Origin of the sequence: Shewanella avicenniae (assembly GCF_017354945.1) — a bacterium.
GTDB lineage: Bacteria > Pseudomonadota > Gammaproteobacteria > Enterobacterales > Shewanellaceae > Shewanella > Shewanella avicenniae.
Genome location: NZ_CP071503.1, coordinates 3,309,370 through 3,327,815 on the forward strand (window position 1 = coordinate 3,309,370; position 18,446 = coordinate 3,327,815).

Annotated in this window: 15 protein-coding genes; 9 read left to right on the forward strand and 6 right to left on the reverse strand. The window is 49.7% G+C overall.

The annotated features are described in order from the left end of the window. Positions 1 to 121: 121 nt before the first annotated feature. From JYB87_RS14655 to JYB87_RS14665, 3 genes are all read left to right on the forward strand, one after another. The gene (locus JYB87_RS14655; RefSeq protein WP_207354204.1) at positions 122 to 2,590 is read left to right on the forward strand and encodes a glycoside hydrolase family 3 C-terminal domain-containing protein; all 2,469 of its coding nucleotides are present in this window, start codon (positions 122 to 124) and stop codon (positions 2,588 to 2,590) included. Between the two features lie 29 nt (positions 2,591 to 2,619). Continuing rightward, positions 2,620 to 3,774 (forward strand): porin, encoded by a 1,155-nt coding sequence (locus JYB87_RS14660; protein WP_207354205.1) that lies wholly within the window; start codon positions 2,620 to 2,622, stop codon positions 3,772 to 3,774. A gap of 163 nt (positions 3,775 to 3,937) precedes the next feature. Beyond that, entirely contained in the window at positions 3,938 to 5,197 is a 1,260-nt protein-coding gene (locus JYB87_RS14665; RefSeq protein WP_207354206.1) for a sugar MFS transporter, read from the forward strand. A gap of 95 nt (positions 5,198 to 5,292) precedes the next feature. Here JYB87_RS14665 and JYB87_RS14670 read toward each other — a convergent pair whose 3' ends face one another. Next, on the reverse strand, positions 5,293 to 6,585 hold the full coding sequence (locus JYB87_RS14670; protein ID WP_207354207.1) for an MFS transporter: 1,293 nt from the start codon (positions 6,583 to 6,585) through the stop codon (positions 5,293 to 5,295). A 99-nt stretch (positions 6,586 to 6,684) separates the two neighbouring features. Further along, positions 6,685 to 7,119 carry a DUF3859 domain-containing protein gene (locus tag JYB87_RS14675; protein WP_207354208.1) on the reverse strand — a complete coding sequence of 145 codons (435 nt, stop codon included), beginning with the start codon at positions 7,117 to 7,119 and terminating at the stop codon, positions 6,685 to 6,687. 210 nt (positions 7,120 to 7,329) lie between these two features. Here JYB87_RS14675 and JYB87_RS14680 point away from each other — a divergent pair, with 210 nt between their 5' ends. Further along, positions 7,330 to 10,062, forward strand: coding sequence for a M14 family metallopeptidase (locus JYB87_RS14680; RefSeq protein ID WP_207354209.1), 2,733 nt, complete (start codon positions 7,330 to 7,332; stop codon positions 10,060 to 10,062). A 652-nt stretch (positions 10,063 to 10,714) separates the two neighbouring features. Beyond that, positions 10,715 to 11,047, forward strand: a complete 333-nt coding sequence (locus JYB87_RS14685) for a ribonuclease E inhibitor RraB (protein ID WP_207354210.1) — start codon at positions 10,715 to 10,717, stop codon at positions 11,045 to 11,047. Between the two features lie 89 nt (positions 11,048 to 11,136). On the opposite strand, the gene ltrA is transcribed toward JYB87_RS14685, so the two are convergent. After that, positions 11,137 to 12,486, reverse strand: a complete 1,350-nt coding sequence (gene ltrA / locus JYB87_RS14690) for a group II intron reverse transcriptase/maturase (protein WP_207354211.1) — start codon at positions 12,484 to 12,486, stop codon at positions 11,137 to 11,139. Positions 12,487 to 13,096: 610 nt separating this feature from the next. On the opposite strand from ltrA, the gene JYB87_RS14695 reads away from it, so the two are divergent. Then, the gene (locus JYB87_RS14695) at positions 13,097 to 13,444 is read left to right on the forward strand and encodes a ribonuclease E inhibitor RraB (protein ID WP_207354212.1); all 348 of its coding nucleotides are present in this window, start codon (positions 13,097 to 13,099) and stop codon (positions 13,442 to 13,444) included. Positions 13,445 to 14,353: 909 nt separating this feature from the next. Here JYB87_RS14695 and JYB87_RS14700 read toward each other — a convergent pair. Beyond that, a complete protein-coding gene (locus JYB87_RS14700) occupies positions 14,354 to 15,328 on the reverse strand; it encodes an alpha/beta hydrolase (protein WP_207354213.1) in 975 nt (324 codons plus the stop codon). Between the two features lie 123 nt (positions 15,329 to 15,451). Between JYB87_RS14700 and JYB87_RS14705 the strand changes: the two genes are divergently transcribed. After that, positions 15,452 to 15,925, forward strand: a complete 474-nt coding sequence (locus JYB87_RS14705; RefSeq protein ID WP_207354214.1) for a MerR family transcriptional regulator — start codon at positions 15,452 to 15,454, stop codon at positions 15,923 to 15,925. A 633-nt stretch (positions 15,926 to 16,558) separates the two neighbouring features. On the opposite strand, the gene JYB87_RS14710 is transcribed toward JYB87_RS14705, so the two are convergent. Continuing rightward, on the reverse strand, positions 16,559 to 16,993 hold the full coding sequence (locus tag JYB87_RS14710; protein ID WP_207354215.1) for a DUF3859 domain-containing protein: 435 nt from the start codon (positions 16,991 to 16,993) through the stop codon (positions 16,559 to 16,561). Positions 16,994 to 17,290: 297 nt separating this feature from the next. On the opposite strand from JYB87_RS14710, the gene JYB87_RS14715 reads away from it, so the two are divergent. Beyond that, a complete protein-coding gene (locus JYB87_RS14715; RefSeq protein ID WP_207354216.1) occupies positions 17,291 to 17,587 on the forward strand; it encodes a hypothetical protein in 297 nt (98 codons plus the stop codon). A gap of 38 nt (positions 17,588 to 17,625) precedes the next feature. Continuing rightward, positions 17,626 to 17,970, forward strand: a complete 345-nt coding sequence (locus JYB87_RS14720) for a hypothetical protein (protein ID WP_207354217.1) — start codon at positions 17,626 to 17,628, stop codon at positions 17,968 to 17,970. 162 nt (positions 17,971 to 18,132) lie between these two features. On the opposite strand, the gene JYB87_RS14725 is transcribed toward JYB87_RS14720, so the two are convergent. Then, entirely contained in the window at positions 18,133 to 18,384 is a 252-nt protein-coding gene (locus tag JYB87_RS14725) for a hypothetical protein (protein WP_207354218.1), read from the reverse strand. Positions 18,385 to 18,446: the final 62 nt, after the last annotated feature.

Sequence of the window (18,446 nt, forward strand, 5' to 3'; positions counted from 1 at the left end):
CGCCACTGAAAAACATAATAACTATGTTCAGGAGATCAGTGATGCACAAACATGTTCAGCAATTAATTGGGGAATTTATTGCTGTCGCCAAAAGTCCGTTACCTGCGGAGGTTTGGCAACAATGAAATCCTTTAAAAGAACCAAATTAAGCCAACTTATTCAGCTCGCGCCATTTATGGTGCTGCTTTCAGCCTGCGGTGGCGGTGACAACACCCCAGCAAGCAACAACTCATCCACAACACCTATCGTCAGCAATGTGATTGCGCCGGGTATGGCGGTTTCTGATGCAGAAGCTGACCGTCGTGCTAAGTCACTACTGAACCAACTGACACTTGACCAAAAAATCAGTTTGGTACACGGCCACGGCTCGCCAGTGGGTCAGCTCGGTTATATCGGCCTGAACTACCCTGCAGTACCGGGCGCGATGGACAAAGCCGTCGGCTTTATTCCCGGTGTGGCGGCCCTCGGTATTCCTGATAACAACATGGTAGACGGTTCTAGCGGTGTGACCGCGGAAGGTCTACAAGCCACCTCTTTGCCTGCAACCGTGGGTATGGCGGCAACTTGGTCGCCAGATTTGCTGTATCAATACGGTAAACGCATTGGTGCAGAAGCGCGGGTGCTCGGCTTTACCACCGTACTGGGTGGTGGCATTAACTTGATCCGCGATCCAAGAACTGGCCGTGGTTTTGAGTACATGGGTGAAGATCCAATTCTTGCCGGTGAACTGGCCGCAGAGCGGACCATCGGCGTGCAAGAAAACAAAATGCAATCAACCATTAAGCATTTTGCCTTCAACAACATGGAAACCAACCGCATGGTGCAAAACTCGATTATCGATGAGCAAACCATGCGTGAAACAGAGTTATTAGGCTTTGAAATTGCCATTACCAAAGGTCATCCGTCTTACATCATGTGCGCCTTCAACCAAGTGAACGGCGAATACTCCTGTGAGAACGATTACCTGCTGAACCAAGTGCTGAAAACCGAATGGGGTTTCAAAGGCATGGTGATGTCAGATTGGGGCGCCCAATCGAGCACAGTCAAAGCCGCGTTGAATGGTTTAGATGAAGAGCAACCCGGCCAAGAAGCCCAAGATACTGATATTCCGCAGTTCATGGCCTTGTACATGGGAGGCCCTTGGTTTATCGATAATTTGGCAACAGCGGTAAAAGCCGATGAAGTGCCAATGAGCCGTTTGGATGACATGGTCTACCGCAAACTGCGCAGCTTGATTGCCGTAGGTTTGATGGATGCACCACCACAAACACCAAGCGCGATCAATGAATCTGCCGGTAACGCCGATGCCAAACGTTTTGCTGATGCCAGTATGGTGCTGATGAAAAACGATGCCCCTGCCCACGTAGCAGAAAGCACACCTGTGCTGCCACTGGATAAAAACAGTGTGCAATCAATCGTTGTGGTCGGCGGCTATGCTGACAGCGGTGTGTTGTCAGGCGGTGGTTCAGGTGGTGCAGCACCGCTGATCGAAAACCAGATCGATAAGTGTGGTCAGTTGCCAATTTCACCGTACCCAACCTGTCCAAACTATATTGGCGATACGCCACTGGATTCGCTGAAGCACGAATATCCAAACGCAGTTATCAGCTATTTTGATGGCAATGACGCCACTGCAGCCGCAGCCGCGGCTGCAGATGCTGACGCCACCATCATTTTTGCCGCTGCTTGGTTCAACGAAGGGGTAGATAACCCGGATATGAAACTGGCGTCACCAGAAAATAATGATTCTGGCGTGTATACCTATGACCAAGACCAACTGATCAGCACTGTTGCTGCCCGAGCTAAACGTTCCATCGTGGTGCTGGAAACCGGCCAAGCTGTGCTGATGCCATGGGTAGATGAAGTCGATGCAATTCTCAACGCTTGGTATCCAGGCGTAAAAGGCGCGGAAACCATCGCCGATATTATCTCGGGTGATGTAAACCCTTCTGGAAAGTTGCCTATTACTTTCCCGAAATCAGAGCAAGACATCGTGATGCCGTCATTGCCAACCAACCTTGGCGCCTTCTTGGGCGCAGGTGCAATGATTAAGAGTCTTGAAAACACCGTCCGCAATATCGTGACCGGTATCTTAGGCCCTGGCGTGTATGACGCCCTGCGCCAAGTACCTTACACCGAGCAACTCGCGTGGAACGGTTACAAGTGGATGGACAAAAACAACATCGAACCTTTGTTCGCCTTCGGTCATGGTTTGTCTTACTCCACCTTCGTTTATAGCCAAGGTGAAGCAAAAGCACTGCCCAATGGTGATGTTCAAGTGACCTTGCAAATCGACAACAACAGCAACCGCGCCGGTACTGAAATCGCGCAGGTGTATGTGTCTTTACCAGCAGATGTACCGGGCAACGAACAGCCACCAAAACGCCTTGCTGGCTGGTCACGAGTTGATTTTGAAGCACAAGAGTTGAAAACGGTCACCGTTGATATCCCACGCAAATACTTCAGTACATGGGATAGCGTCAATGACAAGTGGATTGTGACGCCGGGCGCGTACACCTTCACCGTTTCTGACAGTGCAGCGGTTGATAAATCAAGCAACACCTTGGTCACCGAATTAAACATCCAATAAGAACGACGAATTAAAAATAGGAATTGAACATGAAAACTTTTTATACACTGATTGCAGCTGCTGTTACCTGTTCTCTGGCTCAAACTGCTGCTGCAGTTGAATTCAGCTACGAAGGCATTACCTTTTCGCCATACGCTCGCGTTGTGGGTGGCATTAGCTACGTCAACAATGGTTATGAAGCTGGCGAATCAGGCAGCAAGTTTGAAGTGGCATCCAACCAATGGGGTACTTCATATATTGGTTCTGCAGTCACCGTCGACATCGATGAAGATTTCAAAGCCATCGCTAACATTGAAACCGGCTTTGGCACGCTGAACGGTGAAACTAACAATGAAGATTCGCTGTTTAACCGCCAAGCCAACGTCGGTGTATGGCACAAAGACTTCGGTCAATTGAGCTTTGGTACCCACTTGGCACTAAGCCAAGACATCATCGACATGGACCCAATGAGCTTCCAATCAATGGGAATCAACACCTTAGTGAACGGTGTAAACGATGTGTTTGCTGAAAACTCAGTTATTTACCGCAGTCCAACACTGTACGGTTTTGAATTGGGTCTGATGAAGAAGTTTGGCGGTGAAGTTTCTGACTCAGATCGTCACAGCGGTTCTGCGGCCTCTTTGAGCTATGAATACGAAGACTTCAAAATTCGCGCAATCTACCAAGAAATGACCGACGAATTTGGCCGTTACACTGGCGGCGAATACTATGGTCTGGGCACCCAAGGTCAATGGCTGTACGCCAAATCAAGCACAGTGGCTGCGTCTTACCAATTGAACAATGCCAAGCTGATGGCAGGCTATCAACAAGTGAAAGCCCCTGATGCTGGTCACCTTTTGAGCTATGTGTTCGATGACAAAGCAGAAATGATGTGGGCCGGTGTGAACTACGCTTTCAGCAAAAAATTGGTGGGTAACGCAGGTTACTATCACTTGAATCAATCCTTCAGTGACAAGACCTCAAACCTGTACACTGTTGGCGTTAACTACTTAGTAAACAATCACATCACCTTCTACGCAACTGTGGGTTATGTGGACAACAATGAAGTAGATGCCACCCTGGTAAGCGATGTTGGTGCCAACAACCACGCGCTGTCGTACACAGAAGTTGCCTGCAACAGCAGTGGTAATTGTAACGGTGTAAGCCAAAGCGGTATTTACACCGGTGTGGTTCTTAAGCTCTAATACTCCCTGAAAGGAGGCTAATTTAGCCTCCTTTTATTTATGCTGTTTTTTTGTTTTATCGTACATGCCAGTAGCAGCGCCCATTGCGGACGGGCATATTCCTTGGGGAACACCTTTGCTGGCAGTAATAACTAACTAAACAAGAAATATAAATGAGGAATCTATGAGTACGACTCCTACGCCGGCAGCCTCTTCTGGCACCAATGACGGCAAAAACTACCAATTTGCGTTAACTAGCCTGACGTTTCTGTTCTTCATCTGGGGTTTTATCACCTGTCTGAACGACATTTTGTTGCCACATCTTAAGCAGATTTTTGAACTGAGTTATGTGCAAGCATCATTAGTCCAATTCTGTTTCTTTGGTGCGTACTTTATTGTCTCTATTCCTGCGGGCAATCTGGTACAACGCTTAGGTTATCAACGCGGTATCGTCGTGGGCTTAACCATTGCGGCGTTCGGCTGTGCGATGTTTTATCCAGCAGCGGCACTGCGCACTTACCCACTGTTTCTTGCAGCCTTGTTCGTGTTGGCCTCTGGCATCACCTTGCTGCAAGTTGCCGCGAACCCATTTGTAACCGCTTTGGGTAAACCAGAAACGGCATCAAGCCGTTTGACCATGACCCAAGCGTTTAACGCGTTTGGTACCACTGTTGCACCGCAATTTGGCGCACTGTTGATCTTGGGTGCTGTAACTGCTGCAGTGGGGACTGAAGAGTACAAAATCCAAGAAGCACAATCCGTACAAATGCCATACCTATTGCTGGCAACGGTACTGATCATCATGGCGGCCGTGTTTGCCTGGTTGCGCTTGCCAAACGTGCAAGATGACACTGAAGCCGAAGCTGAAGCTGGCGCAAAAGAAGATTCAATATTGAGCCATCGCCATCTGGTGTTGGGTGCGCTGGGCATTTTCTTGTATGTTGGCGGCGAAGTATCAATCGGTAGTTACTTGGTGAGCTTTATGGGTCAGCCAGATATTGCTGGTTTGGCTGAACACGATGCGGGTCGCTACCTGAGCTACTACTGGGGTGGTGCAATGGTCGGCCGATTTATCGGCGCTCTGGCAATGCAAAAAATTGCGGCGGGTAAAGCACTGGCATTTAACGCCATCTTCACCGTACTGCTGATTATATTGGCGATTGTTAGCCATGGTAGCTTGGCGATGTGGGCACTGTTGGCCGTTGGTCTGTTCAACTCAATCATGTTCCCAACCATCTTCAGCTTGGCGTTGGCACACTTAGGCCGTTTGACCAGTAAAGGCAGTGGTGTACTGTGTGCGGCGATTGTGGGCGGTGCATTGGTGCCAGTACTGCAAGGTTTTATTGCAGATATGGTGAGCTTGCAGCTGAGCTTCGTAGTGCCATTAGTATGTTATCTCTACATTGGCTACTACGGCGTTAAAGGCCACAAAGTAAAACACTAATCACGCACGCGTGAGCTGAAATGGGGCGCCCCTCGCGTAAAGCAGTGGCGCCCCATTTTTATTGGCGCACTTGGTTTGAGAAATAAATCACCGCATTAATGCACTGCTGATAAACGTGCGACATTGACCAGCGTGAGCGAATACAAGATACACGCAACGCCAAGCAACAGAAAATACAGCGAATAACCATCATCGGCCATCCACTGACTACCGAGCAAAATCAGGCTAGGGGCAACGAAATGGATCAATACTGAACCCGCCTGCTGCGCCACATTGCCCCACGCGATATCGCGGCCAAAATGCTGCTTAGATGGCAAACTGCGATTGAGCAACGCCAACCCTTGGGCATGACAAATCCCCAATGCCAGTTGAGCGAGCAAGGAGCTCGCAATACTGAACCCTAAGCTGCTTGCGCTGGCCTGCCCGAGCTGACTGAGCGCAAAGGCCAATGCCCCCCAAATCAACCAACGGATCGCGTTGCCACTGCGACGGCTGAAGTAAACACTGGCAGCGCCCGATGCCAAGGTGATAAACACCCCCAACGCTAACAGGCCATTGAGCTGCAATACCTGCTGCTGATCTAAGTTAAATCGCGCCAGATAATAGAGGCTCATCAAAGATTGCCCTGAGGTACATAGCGCCAGCAAAAAGCGCCCGAGCAACACCCAGTAATATTGGCGATAGGCGTGCTGCACCACGATTGGGTGTGGTTCCGCATTTGATTGAGTATCTGGCTCAACGCCCGATGCAGCATCGGGTTCAAGGGCACGCACCGCATCAGGCGTTGGCGAATGCTCAGCACCCACATCGCGTAGTCCGAACAGGGCAAACGCGACACACGCCCACTGCACTCCGGCCAACATCAGCAAACGCTGCGTTAACGGCAGCTCTTTTAAGCCCGCAAGCATCAACAGGCTCACCAGCATAATCACCAGCGGGATGGCTGCGCCCAGCAGCCCTGAGACTTTATGCAGCGCCAAACGTTGTAGGCGCACCGGTAATACAGCGCCAAAGCCGGTGCCCGCCAGCGCATAGCCAAGGCTTAACAACAACCACGCGCCATAAAGCATCACTTGGGTATTGGCGAGCGCAAAGGCGAACAGCCCAAGGCCGCCCACCGCGCTGCCCAATAAAATCGCTGGTCGCGGTAACTGCTGATTGGCACGCAGGTAATCAACCAATTTACCAAGAAAAGGATACGCCACCAGCAATGACAAGCTGACCAACGCCGAGCCATAGGAAAACGCCGCTAACGCATGGTCAGCCCCGAGTTGGTTCATCAGATGAAACTGACCCAAGCCGAAATGCAAAATCACCGGCACACTCAGCGTGGCGCCTTGGCCCAGCAATAGGCTGATCAGCAACAGAGCGATGTGTCTATTACGCATAAGCTGAACTCGGTGATATTAACAAATGAACGGAAAGGGTAAGCGCTGCGCATTCTAGCCTAACAACTCAACAACCAACATGCTAATCGCTAAAAATGATTAAAAACCGCGACGTTTCCAGAAGGCGGCAATCTGCCCCTCTTCATCATTGTGGTGCACTTTAAAGCTTTGTTCCGCCACCACCTTGCCGCGAATTTCCAAGGTCATGCGCCAACGCCCAACTTTATTATTCACCGGCGCCCAAATGGTATCGCCAAGGAAAAACTTCCAATCGTTGGATTCCACATAGACTTCACCATCAAACGGCGCCATCACTTCGCCATCGTCATTGGGAATATCGGGGTGATAGATGCAGTAACGCAGCAATTGATTTTTTGCCTTACGGATGCGGGCTACAAAGCCAAACTCAATGTCGACTTCCGCAGGAATATGCACCGTTGCTTGCAGAAATTTCGGCAACTCTTCGCTCTGTTCATCCCATTTACTGAAAATACCGGATTGTAAAATGGTGACTTCAGGTTTGAGTTTCGACACGCGCGGGCTCCCCTTTTGATAACACACAGGCAAAAATTTTGGCCGCGGATTGTAACACGCGCCGCATCATTCACCGAATGGCCTCGTGGCTAACGCTTTATTCAGTCAAGCCGCTGATTTCAGTAATACTCAGTCACAATTATTGAATAGTCATCGATAAAGTCGATTGATAGCCTAAGGGTTCCAAAATCGACAAATTGTTTAACAAAAATGTATATAAAAAAAACACTCATCGCCTCCTCAATTATTGCGCTGCTGACCCTGCCAGCGCTTAGCGTGCAAGCGGCACCTAGCGCAACGGATGCCAGCCCACAACAGATGTGGCCCGGCGCCCAATATGCAGCCAACATTCCAACGGTAGAACAAGTGCTTGGCTACAGCACGGGTGAACGTATCACCAGCCACAGTGACATGCTGCGTTACTTTGAAGCACTTGCTAAAGCCGCGCCCGACCGCATCAAGCTATTTCATTACGGTAAAAGCTGGGAAGGTCGCGATCTGATCTATGTGGCGATCGCCAAAGCTGACACCTTGGCGCAGTTGGATCAATTCAGCGACGAGATGCAAGCGCTGGCTGATCCACGAAAAACCAGCAAAGCTGAAGCACAAAAGCTGATTGCCAAACTGCCATCATCGGTATGGCTTGAGCACAGCGTACACGGCAACGAAATCAGCAGCACCGATGCGGCCATGATGACCGCTTATCACCTGCTGGCGAGCCAGAATGACCCGGTGGTCGATAAAATTAACGCCAACACCGTAGTGTTTATCGACCCGCTGCAAAACCCAGATGGCCGCATGCGCTTTATCAACTTCTACTATCAAACCGTAGGCATGCAACATAGCGACGACCGCCTGAGCGTAGAACATAACGAGCCTTGGCCGCGTGGTCGCAGTAACCACTATCTGTTTGATATGAACCGTGACTGGTTGGCGATCACCCAGCCAGAAACTGCCGGTCGCATCAAAACCCTGCTGAAATACAAACCGACTATCGTGGTTGATCTACACGAAATGGATGGCGACTCAAGCTACTTCTTTGTACCTGCTGCAGATCCATTTAACCCGCACATGAGCAAAACGCAGATCGCCAACAACACCCTGGTTGGCAAAAACAACGCCAAATACTTTGATCAGTTTGGTTTTGATTACTTCACCCGCGAAGTGTTTGATGGTTTCTACCCAGGTTACGGCGACAGCTGGCCCACCTTCTATGGCGCATCAGCGGCCACTTATGAAGTCGGCTCAGCTCGCGGTGAGAAATTCCGCAAAGCCAACGGCGATCTGCTGACCTTTGCCGACACAGTGCAAAAACACTTTGTGGCCGCCATTGCAACAGCGGAAACCGCAGCCGATAACCGCCAGAAACTGCTGACTGATTTCTATCAATATCAAGTGGATGCCATCAAAGCCGGTGAAAATGATAAAGAACGTAGCTTTATCCTCCCTGGCAGTGACGACCTAGCGGGTAGCCACAAATTGGCCACCTTGATGGCGCAACATGGCGTTGAAGTCAGCCAAGCTGACAAACCATTTAGCGCCTGTGGCAAAGACTATCCCGCTGGCGCCTATGTGATTGACAGCGCCCAACCGCGTGGCCGTTTCGTCAAAACCATCTTTACCCAGCAAGTGGATATGGATAAACCGTTTTTGACAGAGCAAGAACGCCGCCGCGCCCGCAAACTGCATGACGAAATCTACGACGTGACCGCATGGTCATTGCCGTTGATGTACAACGTCGACAGCTACAGCTGTGATGATGCAGTGAAGGTCGCCAGCCATCCGGTCACCGCCGATGCGCCATTGCCGGGCAAGGTGATCAATCCAGACGCAAAAGTCGCTTACTTAGTGCCTTGGGGTGATATGGCCGCCGGCCGCTTCCTCACCGCCGCTCTGCGTGATGGCATCCGCGTTAAAAGCGCTGACAAAGCCTTTACCACCGGCGACAACCACAACTACCCAGCGGGTTCGCTGATTGTGGAAGTCAAAGCCAATGACAGCGACATTGCCGCCAAAGTGCAGCAGATTGCCGCCCAAACTGGTGCGCAAGTGACTGGTGTGGATTCAAGCTGGGTGGTTAAAGGCCCAAGCTTTGGCAGTGAAAACACCGTCATGATGAGCGCGCCCAATGTGGCTATGGCGTGGGACTTCCCCACCAGTTCATTAAACGCTGGTAACACTCGTTATGTGATTGAACAAGAGTTCAACTGGCCAGTAACCGCGATTCGCTCAGCACAGCTTGCCAGTGCAGATTTAAGTCACTACCAAGTGCTGATCCTGCCATCGGGCGATTACAGCCAAGCGCTGAGTGAACAAGGCGCAGCTAACCTGAAACAATGGGTGAAGCAAGGCGGCGTGTTGATCACCTTGGATGACGCCACGCGTTTTGCCAGCACCCCTGCAGCAGGTCTGATTGATGTGCAACAAGAGTTAGCCTACAAAGTAGAAGCGAAAGACGGTAAGCCCGCACCAGAACCTAAAAAAGATGAAAAAGCCGCCGACAATCGTGCCGATGGCAGCCTGATCAAATCTCGTGATGAGCTGATCAGCCGCATCGAAAACGATAAAGAGCTGCCTGATCATGTCTCAGGCGTGTTAGCCAATGTGGAAGTTGACCAAGAGCATTGGTTAACCGCTGGGGTTAAGCCTGAAGTGGTGTCACTGGTACAAGGCAACGACATCTTTACCCCAATTAAACTGGCCTCGGGTAAAAACGTGGCATGGTTTGCCGATGAAAAACATCTGCTGGCCAGCGGTTATTTGTGGCAGCAAAACCAACAGCAGTTGGCGTACAAACCGTTCTTGATTTACCAACCAACCGGCAAAGGTATGGTGATTGGTTACACCCAAGACCCCACCGCCCGTGGTTATATGGATGGTTTGAATGTGATGTTGATGAATACTATCTTCCGAGCAGCAGCTCACGCGACGCCATTGCGGTAAGGTAAGTAGTGCGATTGCGCATCGCACTTTGAGTAAAGCAAAAGCCCTCGGTTGAGGGCTTTTTTGTTGCGCTTTCAGCGCAGATGATGGCGACCGTCTTGGCGGTTAGCTTCCGCTGGCAAGATTTATCACTTCGTGATTGCAAGCTAACGCTTGCGAAAGTCGTGGAACTACTCGTTCCACACCAGAGGATAAGGGGGCTAGACGGCTTCGCCCCCTTATCAATCCCCCTGCCGCCCCACGGCGCAAAACGCTACGGCGCTTCTGGTTTGCCATCTGCGCAAATCGCTCTGATTCGTCATCCATGACTCACCATCGCTTCTCGGTATCCATACCTCGATTGCTTGATGCCTGCCCAACGCACCTACGCTGCGCCGAAGGGGAATTGGTGTTGTCTGATACGCTGCAGGTGCAGGCTGACTGTTTGTGTCTGATTCGCTTAATGTCGCTTTTTATGCAGCGGAGCTGTTGAATTGTCGCTTTTCATTCAGTCAACCAGCTCGAAAGTGGGATAATTATCTATTGTGTTCAATAAGATATGAGCATAGATTAAGCAATAATATCTGATAAAAAGCGACATTGTGCTGTGTGAAATTACGACATCATGTCGTCTAATATACTGTTATGAATCACCTAGATTCGAGAGAGCACTATGTATCCTGATGACGTGAATGGAGATGTCTTCAGAAGATTAGAAGAAGATAATTTTGATTTCTCTATTGAGCACCCAGTAGATTTTTATGCTATCTACGCAACCGAGGAAGAGGCTGATCTTGTAGCAAGGCAATATGCAACTGACTGGAAGCGTGGGCAACAGTTCAAAAATATAGAAACTAGGCCAAGCGAAAAAGGTGGTATGGAACTTGAGCTAGTCCCTATTATGATGGTTACTTACGAAAATATAGTGGCTTTCGAGAAAGCTCTCGCCGAACGTACAGCTAAAGTAAATGGCTACCTGGATGGTTGGGGTGTCTGGAATGGCTAAATTCATAATCGGGTAGCCGGAGGTATCTAGCCTCCAGCCCCCACACCACCCTGCATGCGGCTCCGCACAGGGCGGTTCATCTAGAACACCTAACCTGTTATTTGGCTAGGATAATGAACAGAACTCCATCCATCTCTTAGTGAATACAATCCTGCGTTCGTCAGATATTCGTTACTCAGCGCTTGCTGTATGCCTGGCGTTTTCGAGCTACGCCAAGGGCCTTTACTTGTGAGCCCACAAGCAACGGCTGCTTGGATCCTGACACCTCGTTTCAGTAGGTTTTGCACCTTAGTCCGTGGTTTTCGCCACTGACGCCAGAAGCACATACGCACTCGGCGACGGATCCAGTGGTCTAAATCGACGCACCCTTGATAAGCGTTGGCTATGCCAAAGTAATTGATCCAACCTTGCATATATTGCCGCAGTTTAAACAGTTGATAGCTCATACTGACTCCCCAATTGCGGTTCGTCAGTCGTCGTATCTTTTGTTTGAAAACATGCAACGTGTTGGCATGCCATTGGATCTTTCCTCGGTTAAAGGTGAAACCAAGGAATTTGCTTTGGCCTACCTTAACCACTTGGCTTTTATGCTCGTTAACGATCAGTTTTAGCTTCGTACCAAGATAATGAGTAATACTCTTGAGAACACGTTCTCCCGCCCGTTGAGACTTCACCAAGATGATAAAGTCATCAGCGTAGCGGGCGAAGTGATGTCCTCGACTTTCCAGTTCTTTATCCAAACTATCCAGCATGATATTTGATAGTAATGGTGAGAGTGGGCCGCCCTGAGGTACACCTTCGAAGCTTGCTTCAAATTGGTCGTTGACCATGACGCCCGCTCGTAGGTATTTGCCAATAAGCGCCAGCAGACGCTTATCCTGCACCTTACTCCTTAACTGAGTCATCAACAGATCGTGGTTGACGCGGTCAAAGAACTTGGACAGATCAACATCAACGGCAAATTTGCGTTTCTGTTTGATGATATCCCTGACTTGTAGTACCGCCTGTTGGGCGTTTCTGTTCGGCCTAAAGCCGAAGCTATTCACTGAAAAGTGAGGGTCAAACAACGGCGTGAGTATTTGAGCGATTGCTTGTTGTATCACACGATCAATCACGGTAGGGATCCCCAATTTGCGTTTACCGCCATCGGATTTATCGATCTCTACACGCCTGACCGCTGAGGGTTGATATTCTCCTCGCTCAAGCTGAGATTTACACTGTTGCCAGCCGCCTTGTTGCATCCAGCGCGGGAAGGATTCGATGGTCATGCCATCAATGCCCGCCGCGCCATTATTGGCTTTCACTTGTCGCCAAGCTCGGTGTAGATTCTCAGGTTCGAGTAGTTGCTGAAATAGATTGCTGCTGAAGGCTGGTTGCTGGCTAATACGCTGTTGATAGTAATCGTCTGTCGACGTAGTGGGTATCGACAAGTTTGGCAAGACTCCTCCTTCTTCTAAATGTTCAGGCCTTCACCATATCCCATCCATTACGATAGGCGTTGGGCTACTATGCCGTCTGCTGACTTCTGCTTAATCACATGCCGAGTTGCCCCGTCATGCGCTATCGGTTTTCATCTAATTCGCTCTTTCCAGTCGATGAAATTGAAAAGCCAAGACACTTGTAGACCAGAGCCTTACTGGTTAATGACCGATCGCATGCTAAGCAGATCTCCCCAGATAAGGACATGAACTTTCTTTGCACTGCTGCATCATTTACGGTGGCCGTTAGATCACGTGGTTTCGTCGTCTTGTGCCAACTCACCTTCAGCCTACGCCTCATATGATGTTCTTGTTCATCAGCTCGCAAATTTGCTAGCGGCTTCCTTCAGACCGCCCCTCACGGGTAAGCCCTTGCCATTCGCTAGTAGTTAACGTTTAATAACAGCATGTTATCGAACGGTGACCTTCCTACAGAGGACTTTCACCTCATTAGTTCATGCCCATGCTGGGCGTACACAAACAAAGGCAGCATCGCCCACGCAAAAAACGCGTGGGCTGGACTCGCTAACGCTCGCCGCTGCTTTGGGCGTTATGTGTCAAAGGAGAATCGATGAGTAGTGTAGTAGAGGCCCTTCTTGATAATGCATATCAAGACTCACAGCTATTAGAAGGAAATGCTCAGAAAGGAGATGTTTTCTCTATTTCGCGAGATGTCGATTTTCTTCTATATGCTAATGATCAAGCTAAAGGGGAGCTTGTTACAAGTTTCATCAATGATAATTGCTACGGTGAAGCTAGCTACTCTGAGCATGATGGTCATCACTGTATAAAAGTGGTTATCCATATGCCTACCACCCAGAATGTCCTTAACTCGGTTTCTGGTTTAATGACTTGTATTGCGGCAATCTACGATCTTGAATATGACGGTTGGAGCTGTGCTCTTCAAAGAAACACATAACAAGTTGCTCAAGCATCGTTCCGGCCAAAAGACGGCCTCCATGGACTCGCTAGCGCTCGCCGCTTAGCAAGGCGTTAACCCATAATTTTTATCGAACTTCATCCGATACCACCGTCGTATCAACACGCTTTGTCCAAAAAAATTGCCAAAACTAACAAGCAACGCCGATTCCCCTTTTAGCGCGGCACTGGCGCGTTGTGCAGCTATTGAGCAATCGAGGTATTCACCAAAACAACCAACTAAGCGTGTTTTAGAAAGCTAATAACAGCACAGGTCTTACAGGAGTACGCCAAGAATTCCCAGCACATGCGGACTTGTGGCCGTCGCCAGCATGGATGCTGGCGTCGAGCTTCCACGGATGGATTCACAGCGTGCCACAAGGATGCGTGTGCATAAGCCCGCTGCAGGCGATTTAGCGCATAAATAATGCAGGCAACAGCTACTGGACAGATGAAAGTCGTAACTTTCAAGCGGCATAAATCCCCTTCGGCGCCGCGTTGGTGCGTTGGGCAGGCATCAAGCAATCGGGCATTCGCCAAAACGATTAACCAAACGTGCTTTAGAAAGCGGAGAACAGCACTGTATTTACAGGAGTACGCCGAGAATTCCCGGCACAGATGAACCAGTGACCGTCCGAGCCATGGATGGCGAGGCCGAGCGTATAGGGACATATTCACAGCGTGTCACTGGATCGTCTGTGCATAAGCCCGCCGCAGGCGATTTAGCGCATAAATCATGCAGGCAACAGCCTGCTGGACAGATAAAAGTAGTAACTTTCAAGCAGCACAAATACCGCATCGACACGCTATAAGTACGCGTATAGCGCGAAACAAAAAGCCCTCTGTTAAGGGCTTTTGCTTAGGTGTTTTGCTTCAAGCATGCAGCATCACTGCAAGCTGAGGCAAAGCGTTATTTCAGATACTCAGTGAAGAATGCTTCCAGTTTGGCAAATGGAATAATGTTCTTATCGTCATACAGATCAGTATGCACCGCATCTGGAATGATCAGCAGCTCTTTGTTGTCACCGGTCAGTTTGGTAAAGGCCTCTTTACTGAAGTAACAAGAGTGCGCTTTTTCACCGTGAATCATCAGCACCGCGTTGCGGATTTCATCGCTGTACTGCAGCAGTGGCATATTGGCAAACGACAGTGGTGAAGTCACATTCCAACCTTTGTTGGAGTTTAACGAACGTTGGTGATAGCCACGGTCGGTTTTGTAGTAGTCAAAGTAATCTTTGACGAAGAATGGCACATCGTCTGGCAGCTCATCCGGCACACCACCAGCCAAGGCATAGGTGCCATTTTTATAATCTTCAATGCGCTGCGCATTCAGCTTTTTGCGCATTTCATAGCGATCATCGGCGCTCATTGAATCAAAATAGCCGTTGGCTGTAACGCGCGACATATCGTACATAGTTGATGTAACAGTCGCTTTAATGCGTGGGTCCATCGCGGCTGCGTTCAGCGCCATGCCACCCCAACCGCAGATACCGATGACGCCGATTTTATCCGCATCAACATTATCTAAAGTGGAAAGAAAATCGACGGCGGCAGAAAAGTCTTCGGTGTTAATGTCTGGCGACGCTACATATCGTGGCAGGCCACCGCTTTCGCCGGTGTAAGACGGGTCAAACGCGATGGTCAAAAAGCCTTTTTCCGCCATGGTTTGCGCATACAAGCCTGATGATTGCTCTTTTACCGCACCAAAGGGGCCAGAGACGGCGATAGCGGCTAATTTGCCAGAGGCTTCTTTGGGTTCGTACAAGTCAGCAGCAAGCGTAATACCATAGCGGTTGTGAAAAGTGATTTTGCGGTGTTTCACGTTCTCGCTCAGTGGAAACGTCTTATCCCACTCTTGGGTTAATTCCAATGCTTGATTATCCACGTTCAGGTTTCTCCGTTTCTAAAATGTCTTGGTAGCTTGTTCTTTCTTAAGCAGCTGCGTAATAATCTACCCCCTAAAGTCGACTTTAGGTCAAGCGTAAATTTACATTGGGGAAATTCAGTCATGTATTCCATTGGTGAAGTGTCAAACATGTTTCAACTGACGGTGCCGACACTGCGGTACTACGATCAGCAAGGCTTGTTTCCCAATCTCAAACGCAGCGAATCCGGCGTGCGTTCGTTTTGCCAAAACGATCTTGAAAGCATTCGCGTTATCGAATACCTGAAAAAAGCGGGTATGTCTTTGAAAGACATTCGCACCTTTATCGACTGGTGCCATGAGGGAGATGACACGCTGATTGAACGGCGCAATATGTTTGTTGATAAATTAGCTGTGGTTCAGGCCGAGATAGCCGAACTCAACCGTGTGCAAGACTTACTCAAATTTAAAGCCTGGTATTACACCCAAGCGGTGGCAGAAAACACTGAAGCGCGCATGAAGCATATTCAACCGCAAGATATGCCAGAAGAGATTAGAAAGGCGTATGAAAACTCACATGCTGAGTTGGAGTGCCCACAAGCTCACGTTAAAAATTAACGGCTGATGCTTTAGCGCAATAAAGCATATCGCTATTGCATGAAACCTGAGACATTCAGACTACGCCAATTTCCCCTTCGGCGCGGCGTGGGAGCGTTGGGCAAGCATCAAGCAATCGAGGCATTAGCCAAAACGACCAACCAAACGTGCTTTAGAGAGCTAACAACACCAATGTTCTTACAGAAGTACGCCGAGAATTCCCAGCACAGATGAACCAGTGACAATATAAAAAGGACAGCCACCAATTTAGCTTCACTTAACACACTGAAATTGCAGACAACACCGATTCCCCCTTCGGCGCGGCGAAGGGGCGTTGGGCAGGCATCAAGCAATCGAGATATTCGCCGTTCCCGCACATCCATGTGCTCCACGGCATTAGTACATCCTGTACGTCGATACCTCGAAGCAGCGCCGAGCGATGGACCGCGAATCAGAGCGATTTGCGCAGATGACAAACCAGAAGCACCGTAGCGTTTCGCGCCGTGGGGCAGCAAGGGAATCGACAAGGGGGCTAGGCTGAACAGCCCCCTTGTCTCGTAGTGTGAGCGCGAAAGCTCACGACTTTGCCAAGCGTAGCTTGAAATGGCTGCAAGCCATTCGACCTAAACCAAGCGCAACAACAAGTTGCGCAACCTAAAACCCTCTTCGTTTCCAAAAGTTACCGATCTGTTCTTCTTCATCACGGTAGTGCACTTTAAAACTTTGCTCGGCGACGACTTGGCCGCGAATTTCTAGCGTCATGCGCCAGCGGCCGACTTTATTGGCGAGTGGTGCCCAAATGGTATCGCCGAGAAAGAACTTCCAATCGTTGGATTCAATAAACACTTCACCATCAAAGGGAGCCAACACCTCACCGTCGTCATTGGTGATATCTGGATGGTAGATGCAGTAGCGCATCAACTGATTTTTGGCTTTGCGAATACGGGCAACAAAACCAAACTCAATATCTAACTCGGCGGGGATGTGCACGGTGGCTTGCAGGAATTTGGGCAGCTCTTTGCTGTCTTCATCCCACTGACTAAAAATGCCGGATTGTAATATGGTCACGTCAGGTTTGAGTTTTGACACTGGCGTTGCTCTCTGTGGCTGCGGTTGGTGACAGGTGGCTAGCAATTTACGGCGAATTTAGCCATAAAATCGGCGGCGAAGTGTAGCATGCCACCGGAGAAACTGCAGGATGCCGCGCGCGGGTTAGGCGATAAAGAGCTTAGCCGCAGGCACAGTTAACATCGCGTGGGTGATTAACGCACCATTCAAGTCACAGAATCTCCTCACCAGTAGTGCAGTGACAGTGCGTTTCGCTTATTGTGTGGTAAGTGCAATAATGGCACACGATAAATTGTGCAATGGATAAGGGAATATCACATGCAATTCACCAGCAACCGTCAATTCGCCCAACGAATACCACTGGGCAGTGCGATGTTCATTACCTGCTTAATACTGGGCGGCTGTACCACCGTCTATCCCTCGGGCTGTAGTGGCCCCGCCTGTGCGGCGGTGGCAGTGCCGTTGGCGATCGGGACCGCTGCTTATAAAGCCAGTGTCACACGCGATCGAGCAGCAGACGGTTGCAGTAAACTGACAGGTAACAAGCAGCAACAATGCTATGCGCAGGCTGACGCGCTGAGCGAATCCATCAATAGCCACCGCACACAGCAATAATCGGTGGTGGCAGCAACAGCATTTTTAAGGAAATAACAATGTCTTATCCATTATCAGCAGGCAGCTGTCGGCTTAGCCGCAGTATAATCTTACGCGGCTTAGGATTAAGCCTCATCGGCATGCTCAGTGGTTGTATCCAAAGCCAAGCGCGGCCATGCCACAATGCCGATTGCCTCTACTCAGTGGCAGAATATGCGGTAAACAAAGCTGTCGCCGAAGAGGTTTATAGCCCAGAGATCAACAAAGCCATATATGGCCCCAAAGCTCCGACAACCAGCGCGCTTCCAGATGGCTGTGCCAGCCTCAGCAGCGAGAAGAAGCAGCAAGAATGCTTCAAACAAGCCAAGGAGCTGGCGGAGGCGATGCAGCCGAAAAAGCAGTAACGCTTGAGAGCCACCATCAAATAAATCAAACTGTTAGCTCATCCGCTACGATGTGTGGTCGTTATTTACTGGCTAATTACACGCTGCGGCCTGCCGCGTTGGCAATAGCAGCAGCGCAAACCAATCAGCGTAATTTGTTTCATCAGGGCTATTTCATAAGTGCTATTTCATCAGGGCCTTGCCACCGACCATTTTGTAGGCCGGTGTGCCGCGAATTAAACTCTCACGGGCAAACACTTGGCCGCACTCTGGACAGGTACAGGGCGTGTTGGTGTGGTCTTCCACAATCCGCTCAATAAAGCATTTCACTAACGCGCCTTTGCCGCCCTTGCGGTATTTGTACAGCGGCGCTTTGCACTTAGCGCAGTAGATATCAACGGTTTGCGTCTGGCCTTTCTTATTCGGTTTAGCCATTCAGCGTTTTCATCCAATTCACTCTGCCGCAAATGGTAAGTGGTTTGCCAACAAGATGCGAC

Coding starts and splice junctions, on each gene's coding strand:
- JYB87_RS14655 (WP_207354204.1), top strand. CDS start 122: ATGAAATCCTTTAAAAGAACCAAATTAAGCCAACTTATTCAGCTCGCG.
- JYB87_RS14705 (WP_207354214.1), top strand. CDS start 15,452: ATGTATTCCATTGGTGAAGTGTCAAACATGTTTCAACTGACGGTGCCG.
- JYB87_RS14695 (WP_207354212.1), top strand. CDS start 13,097: ATGAGTAGTGTAGTAGAGGCCCTTCTTGATAATGCATATCAAGACTCA.
- JYB87_RS14680 (WP_207354209.1), top strand. CDS start 7,330: ATGTATATAAAAAAAACACTCATCGCCTCCTCAATTATTGCGCTGCTG.
- JYB87_RS14715 (WP_207354216.1), top strand. CDS start 17,291: ATGCAATTCACCAGCAACCGTCAATTCGCCCAACGAATACCACTGGGC.
- JYB87_RS14725 (WP_207354218.1), bottom strand. CDS start 18,384: ATGGCTAAACCGAATAAGAAAGGCCAGACGCAAACCGTTGATATCTAC.
- JYB87_RS14665 (WP_207354206.1), top strand. CDS start 3,938: ATGAGTACGACTCCTACGCCGGCAGCCTCTTCTGGCACCAATGACGGC.
- JYB87_RS14720 (WP_207354217.1), top strand. CDS start 17,626: ATGTCTTATCCATTATCAGCAGGCAGCTGTCGGCTTAGCCGCAGTATA.
- JYB87_RS14685 (WP_207354210.1), top strand. CDS start 10,715: ATGTATCCTGATGACGTGAATGGAGATGTCTTCAGAAGATTAGAAGAA.
- JYB87_RS14660 (WP_207354205.1), top strand. CDS start 2,620: ATGAAAACTTTTTATACACTGATTGCAGCTGCTGTTACCTGTTCTCTG.
- JYB87_RS14670 (WP_207354207.1), bottom strand. CDS start 6,585: ATGCGTAATAGACACATCGCTCTGTTGCTGATCAGCCTATTGCTGGGC.